The following is a 19141-nucleotide window of genomic DNA, read 5'->3' as shown; positions in this document are numbered from 1 at the left end:
CACCTCCGGCTGCGTGCCTTCGAAAATTGCCACTTTGCGTATCTGCTGTTGAGCAGACTGCCACCAAGGTGCTTTCTACCGCTGGGAAACCGTGGATATGCGCTGCGCAGGCGCCGGTTCGCGGTGAACGGCGGTGACACGCGCGCCGTTGTGAGGGTGTGGACACGAAAAAAGCGCGCGGGACGGCGGGACCGTGGTGTCGTCCGGACACACGGTCCCGCCGCCCCGCGCGGACCAGCGGCTCCCGATTCCGGGTATGGGGCTGCGCCGGCAGTGCGTGTGGTGCGACTCGGTTCCGGTGGCTGTGTCGTGGGAACTGCGGCTCAGTGGGCCACGACACGCGCCATGGAACCGCGGCGCGGTTGCACCGGAACACCGCGAGCGGGTTCCGCTGCGGCCCTGCCGCCGGGTGCGGCCTGACGGCCGGTCGCCGGAGCGGGGCTACGGCGTGGCTGTGCCGCCACACCGTTCTGGACGTCCATCACCGCGTGCGCGACGAGGCCGCCCATGGGGTCGTGCCTGATCAGATCCCGCAGCCTGGACCGCGAGGACCTGCCCTCGTTGCCTGGGTACAGATGCTTGCCGAGGCCGACCGCGTGGGCCAGGGCGGCCAGCGCCGCGGTCCGCGGGTCCGGCGGTACGCCGGTGCGGATCGCCGAGTCCAGCCGGGCCTTGATCTCCCGGCTGATGGCGTTGTCCGTCGCCTGATAGCGAGTCGTCGGCAACACCCCGCACATCTGACCGGCGACGGCATGCACCATGCCGCACCGTTCGAGATGCGAGAGGTAGGTCTGGCGCAGCCCCAGGCGAGGCCCGCCAATCCAGTTCACTGCCCGCACGGGAGCGCCACGCCTTCGCAGCAACTCCAACGCGCAGTCCAGCGTCGGATCTCCAGTCGGCCGTGGTACGACCACGGCGATACGATCCCCGTCTGGGGCTATCCGTCCGGCCAGCGCCAGCTCTACTAGCTGTGCTCCGGCCAGACCGAGGTCGAGCGACTGCGGCTGTGCGGTGGTACCCGTGGTCGGGTCCAACGCCAGCAGCAGAAGCTCCTCCGGAAGTGTTCTGCGGCTCCTGCCCATCCATGCCTCCCCGCGTGGATGTACGACAGGGTGACCCCTCTCACATTGGTCTGTCGAGGGTGCGTGACCTGTTTGTAGTGGAACCAGTAGGTATGTCGTTCTCGTCTACCGCAGGAGCTAAGGCCTCACACAGGACACTGGTACACGGTTCGGACAGTGCGGTGGACCGGTGACCGGGGCAGGCGGTCGGATAGAAATCCACGGTCCAGGTTCCACAGGTTCCACAGGTTCACGGGTTCACGGTTTAGGAGGCATCGGTGGCGGGCGAGTCCCCCGACAGGTCGAAGCAGCGCGAGTCGTCGGCAGAACCGACGTCGGGGAGCGCGGGTCCGGTTCCCGAGGCCAGGGCCGAGGTCCGCGATCCGCGGCTCGCGGTGGCCCGGGACACCGACGGTGCGGGCGCGGACTCCGGCGGCGGCGCCGGTGGCGTGGACACGGCGACGCGCGTGTTCTCGGTACGGGACGTGGCGAAGGCCAGGGAGTCCGCGGCGAAGGCGGACGCCGACGCCGAGGCTGCCGAGCCCTCTACGGCCGACGCCCCCGGCGAGGGCGGCGACGCGCGACTGCGGGCCGCGGTGGCGGCGTGGGTCCGCTCGGGAGACGGCACGCCGGAGAAGGCGAGCGCCGCGGGGGAGGCCGACGTCGACTCCAGGACGGAGACGGACGGCGAGGCCAGCACCGAGAGCGACGGCGGGGCCGGGGTCGAGGGCGACTCCGGGCCCGAGGCCGATGGCGAGGCTGGGGCTGACGGCGCGTCCAGGACGGGGACCGGCGGCGGGGCCAGCACCGAGGCCGACGGCGGGGCTGAGGCCGAGTCCAGGACGGAGACCGACGGCGAGGCTGGGGCTGACGCCGAGTCCGGCACGAAGGCGAACGGCGAGGCTGGGGCTGGCGGCGCGTCCAGGACGGGGACCGGCGGCGAGGCCAGCACCGAGAGCGACGGCGGGGCCGGGGCCGAGGGCGACTCCGGGCCCGAGGCCGATGGCGAGGCTGGGGCTGGCGCCGAGTCCAGGACGGGGACCGGCGGCGGGGCCAGCACCGAGGCCGACGGCGGGGCCGGGGCTGACGGCGACTCCGGACCCGAGGCCGGGGCCGGAGCTGACGGCGTGGCCGAGGCCGAGGTCGATGGTGAGGCGAAGGCTGACGCCGCCGCCGAGACCGAGGCCGCTGACAGCGCGCCGAGCGCCGAGGACGTAGCCGCAGAGGCGGACGACGGCCGCAGGGCGTCGCAGGGGCCCGAGGGTGCCTCTACGGCCGCCGAGGGGCCCGAGACGGCCACTGAGGAGCCTGAGACTGCCGCGGAGGCTGTCGAGGCCGCGAAGGGCGACGCCGAGCGGAACACCGGCAAGCCCGGTCCGGTGGCATCCAAGGAGTCGGCGGCGTCGAAGGACCCGGCGGCGTCGGAGGAGCCCGAGGACACCCCGCAGCCGAGCGACGAGCCCCGCGACGCGGAGGGCCCTGCGGAGCCCGCCGACGAGCCCCGCGACGCGCGTGACGCTGCCGAGCCTGCTGACGCGCCGCGTGATGGGCGTGCCGACGCTGAGCCCGCCGACAGCCCCGTTGCCGCCGCCAAGGCCGCCGAGCCCGCCCCCGCGGCGCCGAAGGCCGACCCGCGCGCCGCGACCGGCACGGCAGCCGCCGCCTCCACCTCGGCGACCGGCACAGCGGGAAGGGCCACCGCCCCCACCGACGCGCCCCAAGCGGCCGGCGGCAAGAGCGCCCCCCACAGGTCGCCCGCCCCCGACGCCGAAAGCCGCGACGCCGCTCCCGCATCCGACGCGCCTCAAGCCGCCCGCGGCGAGAAGTCCCCCCAGGGGTCACCCGCCCCCGGCACCGAGAGCCGCGCCGCCGCTCCCGCAGCCGACGCATCTCAAGCCGCCCGCGGCGAGAAGGCCCCCCAAGGGCCACCCGCCCCCGGCACCGAAAGCCGCACGGGTGGTGCGGGTGGGACAACGGCTGGGAAGACGGCCGGGAAGACGGGCGGCGAAGCCGACGCGCCCGTCGATCAGCCCACCACCATGCTCAAGCTGCCCCGCCCCACCACCGACCGCCCCACCACCGACCGCCCCGCCACCGACCGCCCCACCAGCAAATTCGTCGCTCTCAAGCCCGACATCACCACCCCCGTCCCCCAGGTCGGCCCCGAGCGCACCACCCAGGTCCCCCAGGTCGGCCCCGAGCGCACCACCCAGCAGCCGCTTCCGCCGAAGCCGCCGCTGGACCTCCTGGCCGAGCTCACCAACACGCCCCCGCCCCCGGAGACCCCCCTCCGCACCACCGTCCGCCGCGTGAAGATCTGGACGCCCGTCGTCCTGCTCCTCGCGGTCGTCTTTGCGGTCGTACAGTCCGTACGCCCGCTGCCCACCCCCACCCTCCAGCTCACCGCCGAGGAGACCTACTCCTTCGACGGCGGCAAGGCCGACGTCCCGTGGCCGGCGCAGGGGCAGGCCGCGCTGGAGGTGCAGGGCATCGGTTCCTTCGGTTCCTCCGGGGAGCAGAAGCCCGTGCCGATCGCGAGTGTCGCCAAGGTCATGACGGCGTACCTCATCCTGCGTGACCATCCCCTGAAGGGCGACGCCAAGGGGCCGATGATCAAGGTCGACCAGGCCGCCGAGGACCAGGCGTCCGCGCAGGGCGAGTCGACCGTGAAGGTGAAGGCCGGCGACGAGATCTCCGAGCGCGAGGCGCTGCAGGGCATCCTGCTCGCGTCCGCGAACAACGTCGCCCGCCTGGTGGCCCGCTGGGACGCCGGCTCCGAGAAGGGCTTCGTGGCGAAGATGAACGCCGCCGCCAAGGACCTCGGCATGACCAACACGACGTACACCGACCCCTCGGGCCTGAACGACACGACCGTTTCCACGGCCGTGGACCAGGTGAAGCTCGCCAAGAAGGCGATGCAGGACCCGGTCTTCCGCTCGGTCGTGTCGATGATGGAGTACTACGACTACAAGGGCGCCCGCCAGCGCAACTGGAACGAGCTGGTCGGCAAGCACGGCGTGATCGGCATCAAGACCGGCACCACCACCTCCGCCCGCGGCAACCTGGTCTTCGCGGCGGTGAAGGAGATCGGCGGCGAGACCCGCACCATCTTCGGCGCGGTCCTGCGCCAGCCCGAGGGCGGCTACGACAACACGATCCTCCAGGGCGCCCTGTCCGCGGGCGACACACTGGTCCAGGCCGCGCAGCAGAGCCTGAAGACGGCGACGATCCTGAAGAAGGGCGACGTCGTCGGGTACGTCGACGACGGCCTCGGCGGCAAGACGCCCGTCGTCGCCACCAAGGACGTCACCGCTGTCGGCTGGTCCGGCCTCACCGTGAAGCTGACGTTCGCCGCCGACGACGTACCGCACACCGCGAAGGCCGGCACCAAGGTCGGCTCGCTCACGGTGGGTGACGCCTCGAAGGGTGCCGTCTCGGTCCCGGTCGCCCTCCAGAAGGACCTGGCCGAACCGGGCTTCACGGACAAACTGACCCGCCTCGGCTGATCGAAGGCCGGTCGAAAGCCGATAGAGGGCCGTCGAGGGCCGAGGAAGCGCCCCGCGTCCCGCCGCCGACGCCCCCGCCCGGGGGCCCGGCGGCGGGCTGCGTGCTAGCGTCACGAATTGGGGCAGGTCGCCGGTCGCGCACAACGCGACCGTGAACGAGGCCGGAACATCACACGGCCGAGAAAAGAAGACGGGACACGGGGAGTTGCCTTCAGGTGGCCACTGCGGAGCCGACACGCGCAGACGACGCCGATCCGGGCTCGGACATGAGCCCGCGAATACGTGTGCCCGCGCCGCGTAGAGAGAGCGCGAAGAGTGCAGAGAGTACCGAGAGCGCCGAGAGTGCCGTGAGCAGCACCGACACCCCGGTCGCCGCAGCCGACCCTGAGGCGTCCCCGGTGCCCTCCCGCCTCCTCACCGCTTTCCTCGCTCTGCGTGAGCGGATCCTGCGGCACCCCGTGCTCTCCTTCACCGCCCTGTCCGGCGGGCTCCACATCATGTGGTTCTTCGTGTTCGCCAACAGCGGCGGCGACCTCGCCGCCCAGGACGCCTGGGCGGAGTTCGTCGGCCGGCACCCGGACTCGGCGTACAACCTCGCCTGGTACGGCGGCATGCACCCGGTGTCGTACAGCGTCGTCTCGCCGTATCTGATGTCGGTCCTCGGTGTCCGTACGACGATGATGATCGCCGGCACCGTCTCGGCCGGGCTGCTCACGCTGATCCTGCTGCGCAGCCGGTCCGTGAAGAACCCGCTGTGGGCCTCGCTCGCGGGCGTCGTCGCCTTCTTCTGCAACGCCGTCTCCGGACGCGTGACCTTCGGGCTCGGCACGATGTTCGCGCTGGGCGCGGTCGCGGTCGTGTTCTGCTGGCCGTACCGCTGGCGCTACAAGCGGTGGGCGAAGGCGCTGTGCGCCGCCCCGCTGGCCGCGCTCGCCACGATGGCCTCGCCGGTCGCGGGTCTGTTCGTGGGGCTGGTCGCGGTCGCGCTGTTCCTGCAGAAGCGGCGGCCCGGCGCCTGGGCGCTGGGCATCGCGCCGACCGTGGTGGTCGCGGTGTCGGCGTGGCTGTTCCCGTTCTCCGGCACCCAGCCGATGATCTTCGGTTCGGTGATCCTGCCGTTCCTGTACGGCGCCATCGTCTACTTCGTGGTCCCCAAGGGGTGGAAGACGGTCCGGCTGACGGCCGCGGTGTACGCGCTCGCCGTCGTCCTGGTCTGGCTGATCAGCTCGCAGATCGGGTCGAACATCTCCCGGCTGCCGATGCTGTTCGCCGGGACGGTGCTGGTGGCGGCGCTGCCGTTCACGGTGCCGCGCAGCCGCAAGTGGTACGCGATCGTGGTGGCCATCGCAGGCTTCGGCGGCTGGGTCGGCTTCAAGTCGGTCGACGACGTCCTCAACACCACCCCGGCCGCCTCCTGGGCCCGCGAGCTGGCCCCGCTCGTCAACGAGCTCCAGGTGGTCGGCGCGGAGAAGGGCCGCGTCGAGGTCGTGCCGGCCCGCTCCCACCGGGAGGCGTCCGCGCTCGCCCCGTACGTCAACCTCGCCCGCGGCTGGAACCGCCAGGCCGACATGGAGCGCAACCCGCTCTTCTACGACGACACCCTGAACTCCGCGAACTACCACGAGTGGGTCAAGCGCTGGGCCGTGCACTTCGTGGTCGTCCCCAAGGACGAGCCGGACGGGGACGGTGCCAAGCGGGAGCGGGAGCTCGTGCAGCGCGGGATGCCGTATCTGAAGCAGGTGTGGGGCGACGCCAACTGGCAGCTGTTCCAGGTGACCGACCCGACCCCGCTCGCCGAGCCCAACGCGGTCGTGGACCGCGCCGAGCAGGGCGAGATGACCCTCCAGGTGAAGAAGGCCGGCCGGATCCTCATCCGCATCCCGTACTCGCCGTGGCTGAGCATCGTCGACGCCGACGGCAAGAGCCTCAAGCCGCCGCAGGAGACGGAGGCGTCCAAGGACCGGGCCGACGGGGAGCCGAAGACGTACGACAACGTCAACGGCTGCCTGCTGGAGACCGAGGAGGACGCCCAGGGCGACAAGTGGACCGAGCTGATCGCGCCGAGGGCGGGGACGTACCGGCTGGCGGCGCCCTATCAGCTGCCGCGCGGGACGCCCTGCCCCGACGAGCTCAAATAGGGCTGCCTACCTGACCGGGAACGCCACGTCGCAGACGGGGTCCTCGGGCCCCGCCGCGTCCCAGTCCGTGAAGTAGATCTCCCGGCAGGGCCCCGCCTGTTCCAGGCCCTGCCCGGCGATCCACTCCTCCACCGCCTCGAAGGCCGCCATCAGCTGGGGATGGGCCACCTGCGCCTTGGTGACCCGGGTGTACGCGAACCGCTGCGCTGGCTCGACCCGGACCTCCGTGCCCCGCACCCGGCCCTGTGCCACCGCCCACGCCCGCGCGGCGGCCTCGTCGGCGACCGGCACGCAGGACTCGGCGGGCCCGTCGCTCTCCATGGACACCTCGGAGTGGTAGCGGACGAACGGGGCCGCGGTCACGCCCCCGCACTCCCGCGCGCCCTCCTCCAGCCGGCCCAGTGAGGCGCCGATCCAGGCCGGCAGCTCGTCGGCCAGCACATGCCGTGTCTCGGTGATCACCACCTGCTCCGGCAGCTCCACCGTCTCCACCACGAACTTCCCGTACATCTCGGAGCTCCTCCCCGACAGTCGTCCACGGAGGTACTCGGCGAGCGTCCGCTGCCCGGCGAACCGGGTCTCGACCTCGGCCCAGTAGGCGGCCAGCACGTCCGCGCCCGCGACCCCGCCCGCCTCGACCACCTCGGCGATCCGCGCGAGCGGCATGTCGAGCTGCCGCAGCAGCGCCACCAGCCGGGCGCGCTCCACCTGGCCGGCCCGGTAGTAGCGGTAGCCGCTGGCCTCGTCGACATGCGCCGGGGCCAGCAGTCCGAGCCGGTCGTACAGCCGCAGGGCCTTGGCCGACAGGCGGGCCCGCGCGGCGAACGCGCCGATGGTGAGCAGGGTGTCGTCAGTCACCGGACCATCCTCGTCCTCCGTCACCGGACGGATCTTTCCGCCCGGTGACGAGGAGACTCCGCCCTGCCCCAGGGGCAAGGTCAACGGGCCGGCTGGGGAGCCTGGGGCGAGGTCAACGGGCCAGCTGGGCCTCCACGGCGGCAACGAGCTCCGGCGCCTCCGGCTCGGTCTGCGGGGAGAAGCGGGCGACGACCGTGCCGTCCCGGCCGATGAGGAACTTCTCGAAGTTCCAGCGGATGTCGCCGGTGTGCCCGTCGGCGTCGGCGAAGTCGACCAGCCGCTCGTACAGCGCGTGCCGGCCCTCGCCGTTCACCTCGACCTTCTCGGTCAGCGGGAAGGTCACGCCGTACGTCGCCGAGCAGAACTCCGCGATCTCCTCGGCGCTGCCGGGCTCCTGGCCCATGAACTGGTTGCAGGGCACGCCGAGGACGGTGAAGCCCTGGTCGGCGTAGCTCTTCTGGAGGTTCTCCAGGCCCGTGTACTGCGGGGTCAGCCCGCACTTGGAGGCCACGTTCACGATCAGCACGGCCTGGCCGGCGTACTGGGAGAGGTCGGCGGCGCCGCCCTGGAGGGTGCCGATCTCGACGGAGAGGGGGGAGGTGCTGTCAGCAGTCGTCATAAGCGGATGCTAACTCCGGTAAGTGTCGGGCCGATGTGCAGGCTCCGAGGTCTCGGTGCGGGACGCCTCCACGAGCACGGTCCCGGCCGCCGTCCGCTCGTACAGCACCGACCGCCCCGCCCGCCGCCGCTCCACCAGCCCGGCGTCCAGCAGCACCCGCAGATGGCGGCCGACGGAGCCGAGGGCGCGGCCGGTCACCGCGACCAGCTGGGTCGTGCTCATCGGCGTTTCGAGCAGCACCAGCAGCCCGGCCCGCGCCGCCCCGACGAGCGCCCCGAGCCCGCTCGGGACGGGCCGGTGCCGGTGGTCCTCGGCGAGCACCCCGAGACACGGGTAGACGACGGCGTACCGCTCCCGCCCCTCCCACGACACCCAGCCGTTCCCCGTCGTCACCGGGATGAAGGACAGCTCGGCGCCGGACGCGACCTCCCGCGGCGGATACTCGTGCAGGTTGACCTGGAACCGGCTCTCCCCGAGCCAGCGCGTCCACGGTTTCAGCGAGTCCAGCACGGCCGCCCAGCCGCCCTGGCTCACCTGAGCGGTCCGCGCGACCACGTCGGCCTCCAGGACGCGCCGCCGACGGTCCCAGTACGGCCGTACGGTCTCCTCCCAGACGTGGGTGAGGAGCGCGGTCGCCCGCTCGGGCAGGTCGTCCCGCTCCAGCAGCGCGGGGAGCGGTCCGGCGAGGGAGACGCGGAGATTGGCGCGGGCCGCGTCGGGGGCGGCCTCACGGACCCGTTCCACCGTCTCCTCGAAGGTCTCCCCGCTGATCGGGGTCGGGCAGACGAAGTCGGCGATCCAGGACCGCAGCGCGGCGTCCACGAGGGCGCCGGCCACCGGGTCGGCGGCGAGGAAGGCGCGGTAGCCCGGCAGATGCGCCCGCAGCCAGGCCTCCTCACCGGGATGGGCGGCGGTCCCGCGGCGCAGCAGCCACAGACTCGCGAACGTCTCGGCGAACGGCGAGACCACGAACCGGCTGCGGGCAAGGGTGTCGGCGTCGAGCTGCCACCACCCCATGAGCCCCCCTGCGCCTCGCTGCGGCTTTCGCCGACGCGCGAAACAATAACGATCGCCGCCCGGTCGCTCCGAGACTCCCTCCATGCGCAGCTACCGCGAGCTCTTCCGCACCCCGGAGTTCACCCCCTTCTTCCTCTCCTACGCCGCCTTCAACGCGGCCCTGACGATCGGCGGACTGTCCCTCGCCACGCTGGTCTACCGGGCCACCGACTCCCCGCTGCTGTCGGCGCTGAGCATGTTCGGGCCGCAGCTCGCGCAGGTGCTGGGCGCGACCTTCCTGCTCTCGGGAGCCGACCGGCTGCGCCCGAGGTCGACGCTGGTCTGGTCGGGCCTGGCCTTCGCGGCACTGACGGCGGTGCTGGCGCTGCCCGGCCTCCCGGTCTGGGGAGTCTTCGCCGTCGTGGTCGTCCAGGGGCTGATCGCGTCGCTGGGCGGCGGGGTGACCGGGGGCCTGCTGAACGAGATCCTCCCCAAGTCGGGCTTCGTCCTGGGCCGTTCGATGTTCAACATGGCGTCGGGCCTGATGCAGGTGCTGGGCTTCGCGCTGGGCGGCGCACTGCTGGCGCTGCTGTCCCCGCGGCTCTGTCTGCTCTTGGCGGCCGCGCTGTATCTGACGCAGGCGGTGGGTTACCGCCTGGGCCTGACCGCCCGCCCGCCCCGCGCCTCCGGCCGCCTCTCGGTCCGGGCGACCTGGCGCAACAACGCGTTCCTGTGGTCATCCCGGGGCCGCCGCCTGACGTACCTCGGCCTGTGGCTCCCGAACGGCCTCGTCGTGGGTTGCGACTCCCTCTACGTCTCCTACGCCCCGGAAGCCGCGGGCGCGCTGTTCGCGTCCGGGGCGCTGGGGATGTTCGTGGGCGATGTGCTGGTGGGCCGTTTCGTGCCACCGTCCCTGCGCGGGCGCCTGGCCACGCCCCTGCTCCTGCTGCTGGCAGCGCCGTATCTGATCTTCGCCCTGCGCCCGGAGGTGCCGGTGGCCGCCGTGGCGGTGTTCGTGTCCAACGTCGGCTTCGCCGCGAGCCTGGTCCAGCAGGAGCGGCTGATGTCCCTCACCCCCGACGACATGGCGGGCCACGCCCTGGGGCTGCGCTCCGCCGGGATGCTCACGATGCAGGGCGTGGCCGCGGCGCTGGCCGGTTCGCTGGCGCAGGTGACGTCTCCGGCGGCGGCGATGTCGATGACGGCGGGGGCGTCGGTGCTGGTGACGCTGACACTGGCGGTGGCGGGACTTCGTACGCCGGCCACCGAGGCGGCTACGGCGCCGGGTCTGGCTCGCTGAACACTTCCGGCACCTTGTTGTCGAGGACGACGCGGGAGAGGAGCGCGGCGAGACGGTCGCGCTCGGAGGGGGTGAGACCGGCGGGCAGCGCGTCGATACGGCGGCAGGTCTCCTCGTAGAACTCCGCGGCGAGTTCGGCGCCTTGCTCGGTGAGACTCACGCGTACGGCACGTCTGTCACGGGGGTCGGGTTCGCGGCGGACGAGGCCGCGTTGGACGGTGCGGTCGACGAGGCCGGTGAGGCTCGACTTGGCGAGGCCCAGGGTTTCGCCGAGTTCGGTCATGCCCTGGGGGTGGGGCATGAGGACGCAGAGGAGTTGGCCCTGTTGGGGGGTGATGTGGAAGGCGCGGCTGGAGTCGGCGTAGACGGCGTTGATGAGGAACGCGGAGCGGACTAGGGCGGGGACTATGCCCAGGGTGGGGGTGGGGGGTGGTTTGGGCATTTGGTCAGCGTAGCTGGGTGGCTTGGCGGGCTGCTGCGAGCCGCCGGCGCGTGGCCTCGGTGTAAGGGTGTGTGGGACCGAGGACCTGTTCGCGTTGGGCGAGGGTCGTTTCGAGGAGCGGGACGGCTCGTTCCAGGTCTCCGGCTTGCGCGTAGGCGACGGCGAGGCTGTTGCGGCAGGTTAGGGCATGGGGGTGGCTGACGCCGACGGTCTGTTCGTATTGGGCGAGGGTCGTTTCCAGGAGTTGTACGGCTCGTTCCAGGTCTCCGGCTTGCATGGAGGCGACGGCGAGGCTGTTGCGGCAGGATAGGACGTGGGGGTGGCTGTCGCCGACGGTCTGTTCGTATTGGGCGAGGGTCGTTTCCAGCAGTGGGACGGCTCGTTCCAGGTCTCCGGCTTGCGCGTAGGCGCGGGCAAGATTGTGGCGGCAGTCGATGGTGTTGAGATGTGCGCTTCCGTGGATCTCTACGATCCGGGCGACGACGGTCTCCAGCAGTGGGATGGCCAGTCGGGGGCTCCCAGCGTCGGCGTAGGCGTTGGCGAGGTTATTCAGGGCGGCCAGGGTATTGCGATGGTTGTCGCCCTTCTGCGAGCGATGAGCAAGGACGAGTTGACGCAAGGTGATGGTCTGGTCGTCCCGCTGCCGCTCGAACAGGTACTGCGCGGCGACCAAGTAGGCGTCGGCCATCGTCTCCGTCGGAACGCTCCCTTCAGGTGCGTACTCGGCAAGGGCATCAATGTGGGGCAGGACCTGCTGCCACTGGTCCGCCGTGGCCTCCTCGTCCTCGCCGAGCGACAGCACCGCCGCCTGAATCACCCGCTCGGCATCCGCCCGCCCCACCGCCCGCCCCCGCAACACCGCCTGCACCAACCGATGCACACCGACCAACGACGGCCCGCTGAACCCCACCATGTTGTACGAGTGCAACACCCCCAACGCCCGGTTCAACCCCACCACATCCGGCGCCAGCGGCTCCAACAACCCCCGCGGAATGTCATCCGGCGCCATCCAGGCCATCGCCTCCAACAACCGCACAGCCAACGGATCTCGCGCCGAAATCGCCCCCAGCGTCTGATCCCAGATCCGCGCGATCGTCCTCTCCGGATCGATCCCCTCGCTCACCTCGTCCAACACGAGCCCCAACGACCGCCGATAGTCGTCCAACCCGGTCCCGGTCTCGTAGACGTACGCCCCCGCCTGTTCCAGAGCCAGCGGCAGACACCCCAGCACCCGCGCCAACTCCGTCGCCGCAGCCCACTCCTCCCGCGTCGGCGCCCGCCCCGGGAACGCCAGCCGGGTCAGCAGGTCGACGGCCTCCTCCAGCGGCAGCAGCCCCAGCGCCATGGACGGAGCCACCGCGTGCCAGCCCGTCGCCTTACGGCTGGTCGCCAGGTGGTGGCCCCGGTGCAGCGTCCCCAGATACGGCCGCAACACCCCCGGATCCTCGACGTTGTCGAAGACCAGCAGCCACCCCGCATGCTCCTGGAGCCACAGCAACGCCCACGCGGCCCGTTCGTCCGGCCCCGCCGCCCCCGCCCACTGCGGACACAACGCCATGGCAAGGCCGCCCAACCCCGTGACGATCGACTCGGCCGTCTCCGCGGTGATCCACCACACCAGCGTGTACGCGTCCCGGTACCGCGCCGCGTACTGCAACGCCAGCGTCGACTTGCCCACCCCGCCCAGCCCGTGGATGGCCCGCACCGCGCTCTGCTGGGTCACCGCGGCCGTGCCCCCGCCGGTCAACAACGCGCGCAACTCCGCGAGTTCGTCCTCCCGGCCCACGAACACCCCGGATGCCGACCCCGGCAGGAACCCCGCCCCGGCCGGCGCCTCCACGGTCCGCGCCCAGTGCACGGCGGCCGCCGGCAGCACGACGACGCGCGCGTTGTCCCCGCTGACCGCCACGCCGATCGACTCACCGGCCGCGATGGCCCGTTCCCCGGACGCTCCCGGGGCGTGCTCCGCGTTCATGAAGTCGAGGAACCGTGCCCGTCACCGGTGATCGCGACACCGATGTTGCCCCCGGCGGCGATCGACCGCTCGCCCGACGCGACGACCACCGAAGCCGTGCGGTGAGGCAGCAGTGCCGCCAACTCCGCTTCCAACCCCGGGTCTTTGCTCAACGCCCGGCGGATCAGCTGCCGCAGCGCCCCCAGCGCGTCCTCGTTGCCGGGCTCGGCGACCGCGTCCGCCACGGCCTCCGCCAGCGCCTCCCGGCCCCGCTCGTCGCCCCGCCGGTGCGTGGCCCGCAGCATCCGTCGCCCCACCTCCGCCGGGCCGCTCACGACCGGCACGCCCTCGCTGTCCAGCACCCGCTCCCCGTGCGCCCCGAGAGACGCCCGCAAATAGGGCGTCATCCCGTCCACGAACCCGGTGTCCGCCATGCCCGGCCCCCGTTCCCTCCGTACGTGACTCTCCTCGCTCCTACGAGGATGCCGTCATCGAGGCAGTAATACAGGCGGGGGAGCGCAGCCGGACGGGAAGAGCCCAATCCGCACGGTTCCGTTACGACAGGCACCCTTGACAGCGTGCGTACTGTTTCGCGACGTTTGAGCCCCACCGCACAATGGGCACGGGAGCCGACGGGCACATGGCGGAGGAAGTGGCGGGACGCGGCCGGCGCGTCATGGGGGGAACTGGGGGGAGCGATCGCCCATGCGATCCACGAGCAACTCCATGAGAAACCAGATCACGATCCACAGACCGGAGGAGCTCAGCGGCACGCTCCGCGCTGCCTGGCACCGCGTGATGGACGAGTCGCCCGACTTCGGGAACCCCTTCCTGGCCCCGGAGTTCGCGCTCGGGGTGGGCCGGTACCGAGGCGGGGCCCGGATCGCGGTGCTGCACGACGGCGCGGAGGCGGTCGGCTTCTTCCCGTACGAGCGGGGGGCGTTCGGCGTCGGGCGGGCCATCGGCCTCGGTCTCTCCGACTGCCAGGCCCTCGTCCACCGCTCCGGAGTCACCTGGGACACCGGCGAGTTGCTGAAGGCCTGCGGGCTGTCCGTGTTCGAGTTCGATCACCTCGTCGACGAGCAGAAGCCCTTCGGCCGTTTCGTCACGGGGACGTTCGCCTCGCCGGTCGTCGATCTGAAGGCCGCCGAGGGCAGTTACCCGGAGTGGCTGCGCGCCACCTATCCCGGCCTGGCCAAGACGGTCCTGAAGAAGGAGCGCCGGCTCGCGCGCGACCACGGCGAGGTGCGGTTCGTCTTCGACGAGCGGGACCCGGAGGTGCTGCGGCAGCTGATGCGCTGGAAGTCCGCACAGTACCGGCGCACGGGCCGCATGGACCGGTTCGCCCGCCCCTGGATCGTCGGCCTCACCGAGCACCTCTTCCGCGTCCGCGAGGACCACTTCACCGGTGTGCTGTCCGTCGTCTACGCCGGTGACCGGCCGGTCGCCGCCCACTTCGGGCCGACCTCGCGCACCGTCTTCGCCGCCTGGTTCACGGCGTACGACCCCGCACTGCGCTACTACTCCCCGGGCCTGCTCATGCATCTGCGGATGGCCGAGGCCGCCGGGCGTGAAGGGGTGCAGGTGCTGGATCTGGGGCGCGGCGACAAGGAGTACAAGGACTGGCTCAAGACCCGTGAACTGCGGGTCGGCGAGGGCTTCGCGGTCCGCCCGCACCCGGTGGCCGCCGCCCACCGCATGTGGCGGCGCCCGGTCCGCGGCCTGCGCAACACGGTCAACGCCCACCCCTGGCTCCGCGATCCGGCCGACCGCCTGCTGAAGACGATCGGCGGCCTGCGCACGTCATCACCGGCCAAGTAAGCCCCCCCCGCGAACCCACACACGAGGTGACGATGCCGTACGGATCGCGGCTCGCCGCGGCGATGACGCGGCGGCTCGGCCGGGAGTGCGTCTACACGCCCTCGGCCCGGCTGGCCCTGTACCTGGCCCTGCGGCGCTGGTGCCGCCCCGGCGGCCGGGTCCTGATGTCCCCGGTCAACGACGACGTGATCCTCTTCGTCGTCCTAGCCGCCGGCCTGCGTCCCGTGACCGCCCCGGTCTCCCCCTGGGACGGCACCATCGACCCGGCGGCCGTACCGGAATCCACCTGGCGCTCCTTGGACGCCGTCCTGACGACGAACCTCTACGGCATCCCCGACCGCCTCGCCGAACTCCGAGGCCGCTGCGACCAGTTGGGCATCCCGCTGATCGAGGACGCGGCGCACGCCATCGGCACGCATGTCGCCGGGCAGCCCGTCGGCACCTTCGGCGAGGCCGCCGCCTTCAGCCTCTCCAAGCACGTGGCGGCGATGGCGGGCGGCTTCCTGGCGGTCAAGGACGCCCGTACCCGGCGGGAGTTGGAGATCCTGCGCGACGACCTCCTCACCCCGGCCCGGCTCCGCGCCGACCTGGCGGTCACCCTGCGCCCCCTGGCCCGTTCGACGGTCAAGGCCCTGCACCTCGTACGCCCGACCTGGCGGGCCATGCAACGCCTCGGCCTGCTCGAACGCGACCCCGGCTCCTACCGGATGCCCCTGCACGCGCCGCGGCTGTCCCTGGCCGGACACGAGGCGCCGAGCCTGCCGCCGTACGACCCCTGGATACGCGTCGACCTGAACGACTACCGCGTCCGCCACGGGGCGTTCGTCCGGGCCCAGTTGGCCCTCCGCCTCAACCGCCTCGACACCGACCTCGCCCACCGCCGAGCGGGCGTCACGCTCCTCGCGGGCACCCCCTGGGCCTCCCCGGCAGTGCGTGATCACGGCGGCCCCTTGCCGCTCTTCCGGGTGCCGCTCCTGGTGGACGACCGGGACGCCCTCGTGGATCGCCTCGTCGGGCACGGCGTGGTCTGCGGCTACCTCTACGACCCGCCGCTCGACGACTACGCGGGCGCCGAGTTCGTGGACCCGGCCCCGGACCCGGAGCCCGCCCGCTGGTTCGCCTCCCATGTGCTGCCGGTGGACCCGCTGCTGGCCCGCCGGGTCACCAAGGCGCTGACGAAGGAGCGGACCCGGGCGGCCGAGCCGGGGCCGGCGCTCACGGCACGATCGACACCGCGGGACAGCCGTACCCGACCTGTATGACGACCTGTATGACTACTCACCGTCATGGGTGACGTCGGTGGTCTCCGCGCTTGTCCAGGTCAGCACGGGGAAGGCAGCGTGAGCATCCTCCAGCCACCGTCCCCAGAGGTCCCCCTTGCGACGCTCCGTCACCTTCGCCCTCGCCCTGTCCGCCGCGCTCACGGCGCTCGCCCCCACCCCGTCCGCCTCCGCCGCCGCCCTCCCGGGCCATGTGTGCTTCTGGCCGCAGCCGGGGGAGATGGGCGGCGGCTGGTGCTACGACGCGGCCCGCGGCGGATACGCCGAACTCGACGCCACCGTCCGCAGAAACGCGAAGTCCTTCAGCTCCCAGGTCGACCGGACCACGTACGTCCTGCACTTCCCGCGTTCCGGCGGCTGTCTGCAACGCACGGTGTACGGCGGTGACTACTCGGAGAACTGGGAGTGGGCCGACAAGGCCGACGCGATCGACGCCGTCCCGCACTCCGACTGCCAGCCGGGGTGAGCCGCCGCACCCGGCGCGCACTCGCCGCGCTGTGCCTGGCCGCGTGTCTGGTCGCCTGCGTGACCGGTTGCGGCGGGCCGCGTGAACCGGCGGTGTCGCTCAGCCCCGACGACACCCTGAAGGCGTCCCAGGTCCTGCTCACCGACCGCTGTCTGACCCGGCAGGGCCTCACCCCGCCGCGTCCGGGCGGGCCGCCCGCCTCCACCGACGTGGACCACGCCCTGTTCGGCACCGGCCGCGCCGAGCTCACGCTCGAACTGCCCAGCGGCCATGTCGTCGGCGCGCACACCGACGGCTGCCTGGCCGCCGCCGAGCGCCGCCTCTACGGCGACCAGCAGCGCTGGTTCCGGGCGATGACCCTCGTGAACAACCTCAAGTCCCGGGCGCCGCGCGAGGAGCGCGCCGCCTATCGAGAGCTGCGCGCCCACGGCCTCACCGAGGCACGGGCGTTGCTCAGCGCGTCGTACCACAACCCTTAGAAAGGCCCTGATTGTGAAGCAGTACGTCTCCCTGCTCGTCGCCGCCCTGCTCGCCACCGGCACGGGTCTGGCGACCGCCTCGCCCGCGGCGGCCGTCGACTGTCCGAGCGGCAACTTCTGTGTATGGACGGACGCGAACTTCGGCGGGCAGCGGATGAACGCGTCCGGTGACGACGAGTGGTGGGAGAGCTGGATCGCCGACAACGACTCGTCGTGGGCCAACCACGGCATCTCCGGCCCCGGCATCAAGGACCACGTCAAGGTCTACGAGTCCGCCATCCAGTTCCCGTCCACGGGCGGGGACGTGACCATCTGCCTGACGCCGGGCCAGGAGGTCAACTACAACGGCGTCGCCAACGACCGTGGCGACGCCCATGTGTGGGCGACGGGCTGCTAGCCGGAACCGGATCCGGACAGGAGGAAGGCGCGGCGACCGTCGGCGTGGTCGCCGCGCCTTCGTGCGTCAGGCCGTCCTGTCGGAGACCGTCGGCGTACTGGTGCCGACCGGGGCCACGGCACGGCCGGTCGTCGGCGAGATCATCCCGGCGCACAGTCCGCGCGCCGCCAGCACCTGCGCTATCCGCGGGATCGCGGCGAGCGTGTTGGCGGACCAGTCGTGCATGAGGATGACCTGGCCGTTGGTGAGCCGTCCCGCGGCGGCGACGATGGCGTCCGTACTGGCGCCGTTCCAGTCCTGCGAGTCCACGTTCCACAGGATCTCGGTCAGCCCGTACTTGGCCTCGACCGCCTTCACGGCCGCGTTGGTCTCGCCGTACGGCGGCCGGAACAGCCTCGGCGTGCCACCGCCGGCCGCGGCGATCGCCGACTGTGTACGGGAGATCTCCGAGTCGATCTGGGCCTGGGACTGCGAGGTCAGGTGGGGGTGGGTGTAGCTGTGGTTGCCGACCCACATGCCGGCGCTGACCTGGGCCTTCACGAGCGACGGGTTGGCGGCGGCGTACTGGCCCTCGTTGAACATGGTGGCCCGCAGCCCGTTCTGGGTGAGGGCCCTCAGCAGCGCCGAGGTGTTGCCGGACGGACCGTCGTCGAAGGTGAGACCGACGTACCCGGTGCAGGCGGCGGCGTGCGCCGGGGCGGTGGCCTGGACGGTGAGGGTGCTCGCTGCTGCCATGGCGAGAACGGCCAATCTGCTGCACAGGGAACGGACGGAACGGGAAGCCCTGCGGCCCATCCCGTCACCCGCTCACGGTGATGTTGGAGCTGCCGCTGCTCTGGTAGCCCTCCGTCGCCATGATCATGTAGTACTTGAAGGTGCCGAGCGGCATCCCGACGCGTGACCAGGCGTCGAAGTGGTTGCCGGTGGTGATGGTGCCGCCGGTCCGCCGCTGCTGGCGCACGCTCCAGTACTGGTTGAAGGTCTTGTTGCCTTCCACGGACGGGGCGTTGTAGCGGGTGGTCTGGTAGATGTCGTACGTGCCGCCGTCGCTGTTGACCGTGCCCTTGTACGTGCCGGTGGGCCGGTAGGTGCCCCAGTTGTCGACGATGTAGTACTCGACGAGCGGGTTCGAGGTCCAGCCGTAGAGCGCGAGGTAGGCGTTGCCGGACGGGTTGAAGCTGCCCGAGTACGTCACGTTCCGGCGGGAGCCGTTGGCCCAGCCCTTGCCGGCGACGAAGTTGCCGGTGTTGCGCCAGGAAGTGCTGTAGTTCCCGCCGGAGTTCAGGGTCATCGAGACGGTGCCCTGGGCGTCGGTCCAGAAGGAGTAGTAGAAGCCGCTGTCGTACCCGGTCTGGTTCGTGGTGACGACGGTGGCGGCGTGCGCGGTGCCGACGGCTCCGGGCAGCGCGAGCGCGGCGCCGGTACCGAGCAGCAGGGCGCAGACGTTGCGGCGGGTGGGGGCGGAGTTGTTGCTGGGTGCGGGTGCGTCGTTCATGGACGTGTTCCTCCTCGTCCTCACAGAGGGCGGTGGGGGGCCGGAGGGGGGGGAGCCCCGTCAACGCATGCAGTGTTGGTCTGTCCCCGACAAGTGTCAACGGTTTCGACGAGGTTGGCGAAACAATCGCAGGTGGCTGAAGTGCGACGGGTTGAAACAAATGACTGCTAGGTGAGATCAACTTTCGATCGAAGGCGTCGAATGTTTCGATCCCTCCTTTCGCACCTTTCTGTAACCGTCCCTGTTCGCACCGTTGACACCATGCGCACCTCCCCTTACCGTCACGCCAACATTCCGCACATCTGTCGAGATTTCGAACGCTCGAAAGG

At 71.6% G+C, this 19141-nt stretch carries 17 protein-coding genes; 8 read left to right on the top strand and 9 right to left on the bottom strand.

Going from position 1 to position 19141, the window contains the following annotated elements:
• Nucleotides 1-323: 323 nt before the first annotated feature.
• Nucleotides 324-1082 (bottom strand): GOLPH3/VPS74 family protein, encoded by a 759-nt coding sequence (locus CRP56_RS18290; RefSeq protein ID WP_059196005.1) that lies wholly within the window; start codon nucleotides 1080-1082, stop codon nucleotides 324-326.
• Nucleotides 1083-1339: 257 nt separating this feature from the next.
• Between CRP56_RS18290 and CRP56_RS18285 the strand changes: the two genes are divergently transcribed.
• Both CRP56_RS18285 and CRP56_RS18280 read left to right on the top strand, forming a co-directional pair.
• Nucleotides 1340-4567: a D-alanyl-D-alanine carboxypeptidase gene (locus CRP56_RS18285; RefSeq protein ID WP_097265379.1), complete on the top strand. Its 3228-nt coding sequence runs from the start codon at nucleotides 1340-1342 to the stop codon at nucleotides 4565-4567.
• A gap of 215 nt (nucleotides 4568-4782) precedes the next feature.
• Entirely contained in the window at nucleotides 4783-6705 is a 1923-nt protein-coding gene (locus CRP56_RS18280) for a DMT family transporter (RefSeq protein WP_097265377.1), read from the top strand.
• A 6-nt stretch (nucleotides 6706-6711) separates the two neighbouring features.
• Here the strand turns inward: CRP56_RS18280 and CRP56_RS18275 are convergent, their stop codons facing one another.
• The 3 genes from CRP56_RS18275 to CRP56_RS18265 form a co-directional block, all read right to left on the bottom strand.
• Nucleotides 6712-7563 carry a MerR family transcriptional regulator gene (locus CRP56_RS18275; RefSeq protein WP_257040820.1) on the bottom strand — a complete coding sequence of 284 codons (852 nt, stop codon included), beginning with the start codon at nucleotides 7561-7563 and terminating at the stop codon, nucleotides 6712-6714.
• A 112-nt stretch (nucleotides 7564-7675) separates the two neighbouring features.
• Nucleotides 7676-8182, bottom strand: coding sequence for a glutathione peroxidase (locus CRP56_RS18270; protein ID WP_097265375.1), 507 nt, complete (start codon nucleotides 8180-8182; stop codon nucleotides 7676-7678).
• Between the two features lie 9 nt (nucleotides 8183-8191).
• Complete coding sequence (locus CRP56_RS18265; protein ID WP_097265373.1) at nucleotides 8192-9199, bottom strand: winged helix-turn-helix domain-containing protein; 1008 nt, start codon at nucleotides 9197-9199, stop codon at nucleotides 8192-8194.
• A gap of 82 nt (nucleotides 9200-9281) precedes the next feature.
• On the opposite strand from CRP56_RS18265, the gene CRP56_RS18260 reads away from it, so the two are divergent.
• The gene (locus CRP56_RS18260) at nucleotides 9282-10478 is read left to right on the top strand and encodes an MFS transporter (protein WP_097265369.1); all 1197 of its coding nucleotides are present in this window, start codon (nucleotides 9282-9284) and stop codon (nucleotides 10476-10478) included.
• Here CRP56_RS18260 and CRP56_RS18255 read toward each other — a convergent pair.
• From CRP56_RS18255 to CRP56_RS47600, 3 genes are read right to left on the bottom strand one after another with little or no spacing between them, the layout of a single operon-like run.
• A complete protein-coding gene (locus CRP56_RS18255) occupies nucleotides 10453-10893 on the bottom strand; it encodes a MarR family winged helix-turn-helix transcriptional regulator (protein ID WP_218878047.1) in 441 nt (146 codons plus the stop codon). The genes CRP56_RS18260 and CRP56_RS18255 overlap by 26 nt on opposite strands.
• A gap of 31 nt (nucleotides 10894-10924) precedes the next feature.
• Nucleotides 10925-12895: a tetratricopeptide repeat protein gene (locus tag CRP56_RS18250; protein WP_097265362.1), complete on the bottom strand. Its 1971-nt coding sequence runs from the start codon at nucleotides 12893-12895 to the stop codon at nucleotides 10925-10927.
• Nucleotides 12892-13308, bottom strand: coding sequence for a hypothetical protein (locus CRP56_RS47600; RefSeq protein WP_097265361.1), 417 nt, complete (start codon nucleotides 13306-13308; stop codon nucleotides 12892-12894). Before CRP56_RS47600 ends, CRP56_RS18250 begins: the two co-directional genes overlap by 4 nt.
• A gap of 292 nt (nucleotides 13309-13600) precedes the next feature.
• Between CRP56_RS47600 and CRP56_RS18240 the strand changes: the two genes are divergently transcribed.
• The 5 genes from CRP56_RS18240 (at nucleotide 13601) to CRP56_RS18220 (ending at nucleotide 17317) form a co-directional block, all read left to right on the top strand.
• A complete protein-coding gene (locus tag CRP56_RS18240; RefSeq protein WP_257040819.1) occupies nucleotides 13601-14695 on the top strand; it encodes a GNAT family N-acetyltransferase in 1095 nt (364 codons plus the stop codon).
• 32 nt (nucleotides 14696-14727) lie between these two features.
• Nucleotides 14728-15957, top strand: coding sequence for a DegT/DnrJ/EryC1/StrS family aminotransferase (locus CRP56_RS18235; protein ID WP_097265359.1), 1230 nt, complete (start codon nucleotides 14728-14730; stop codon nucleotides 15955-15957).
• 115 nt (nucleotides 15958-16072) lie between these two features.
• Entirely contained in the window at nucleotides 16073-16441 is a 369-nt protein-coding gene (locus tag CRP56_RS18230) for a hypothetical protein (protein WP_097265357.1), read from the top strand.
• Nucleotides 16438-16920, top strand: a complete 483-nt coding sequence (locus CRP56_RS18225; protein WP_257040818.1) for a hypothetical protein — start codon at nucleotides 16438-16440, stop codon at nucleotides 16918-16920. The genes CRP56_RS18230 and CRP56_RS18225 overlap by 4 nt, the downstream gene beginning before the upstream one ends.
• Nucleotides 16921-16933: 13 nt before the next feature.
• Nucleotides 16934-17317 (top strand): peptidase inhibitor family I36 protein, encoded by a 384-nt coding sequence (locus CRP56_RS18220; RefSeq protein WP_097265355.1) that lies wholly within the window; start codon nucleotides 16934-16936, stop codon nucleotides 17315-17317.
• A gap of 66 nt (nucleotides 17318-17383) precedes the next feature.
• Here CRP56_RS18220 and CRP56_RS18215 read toward each other — a convergent pair whose 3' ends face one another.
• Entirely contained in the window at nucleotides 17384-18052 is a 669-nt protein-coding gene (locus tag CRP56_RS18215; RefSeq protein ID WP_257040817.1) for a polysaccharide deacetylase family protein, read from the bottom strand.
• A 64-nt stretch (nucleotides 18053-18116) separates the two neighbouring features.
• On the bottom strand, nucleotides 18117-18812 hold the full coding sequence (locus CRP56_RS18210; protein ID WP_097265351.1) for a glycoside hydrolase family 11 protein: 696 nt from the start codon (nucleotides 18810-18812) through the stop codon (nucleotides 18117-18119).
• Nucleotides 18813-19141: the final 329 nt, after the last annotated feature.

It is taken from the genome of Streptomyces sp. TLI_55, from assembly GCF_900206255.1.
GTDB classification, from domain to species: Bacteria; Actinomycetota; Actinomycetes; order Streptomycetales; family Streptomycetaceae; genus Streptomyces; species Streptomyces aquilus.
This window is presented reverse-complemented; position numbering and strand designations above follow the sequence as displayed.

What these genes read in the sequence shown, in the direction of transcription:
- CRP56_RS18290 (WP_059196005.1), bottom strand. Translation starts at nt 1,082, where the DNA reads ATGGGCAGGAGCCGCAGAACACTTCCGGAGGAGCTTCTGCTGCTGGCG.
- CRP56_RS18270 (WP_097265375.1), bottom strand. Translation starts at nt 8,182, where the DNA reads ATGACGACTGCTGACAGCACCTCCCCCCTCTCCGTCGAGATCGGCACC.
- CRP56_RS18265 (WP_097265373.1), bottom strand. Translation starts at nt 9,199, where the DNA reads ATGGGGTGGTGGCAGCTCGACGCCGACACCCTTGCCCGCAGCCGGTTC.
- CRP56_RS18260 (WP_097265369.1), top strand. Translation starts at nt 9,282, where the DNA reads ATGCGCAGCTACCGCGAGCTCTTCCGCACCCCGGAGTTCACCCCCTTC.
- CRP56_RS18250 (WP_097265362.1), bottom strand. Translation starts at nt 12,895, where the DNA reads ATGAACGCGGAGCACGCCCCGGGAGCGTCCGGGGAACGGGCCATCGCG.
- CRP56_RS47600 (WP_097265361.1), bottom strand. Translation starts at nt 13,308, where the DNA reads ATGGCGGACACCGGGTTCGTGGACGGGATGACGCCCTATTTGCGGGCG.
- CRP56_RS18240 (WP_257040819.1), top strand. Translation starts at nt 13,601, where the DNA reads ATGAGAAACCAGATCACGATCCACAGACCGGAGGAGCTCAGCGGCACG.
- CRP56_RS18235 (WP_097265359.1), top strand. Translation starts at nt 14,728, where the DNA reads ATGCCGTACGGATCGCGGCTCGCCGCGGCGATGACGCGGCGGCTCGGC.
- CRP56_RS18215 (WP_257040817.1), bottom strand. Translation starts at nt 18,052, where the DNA reads ATGGCAGCAGCGAGCACCCTCACCGTCCAGGCCACCGCCCCGGCGCAC.
- CRP56_RS18210 (WP_097265351.1), bottom strand. Translation starts at nt 18,812, where the DNA reads ATGAACGACGCACCCGCACCCAGCAACAACTCCGCCCCCACCCGCCGC.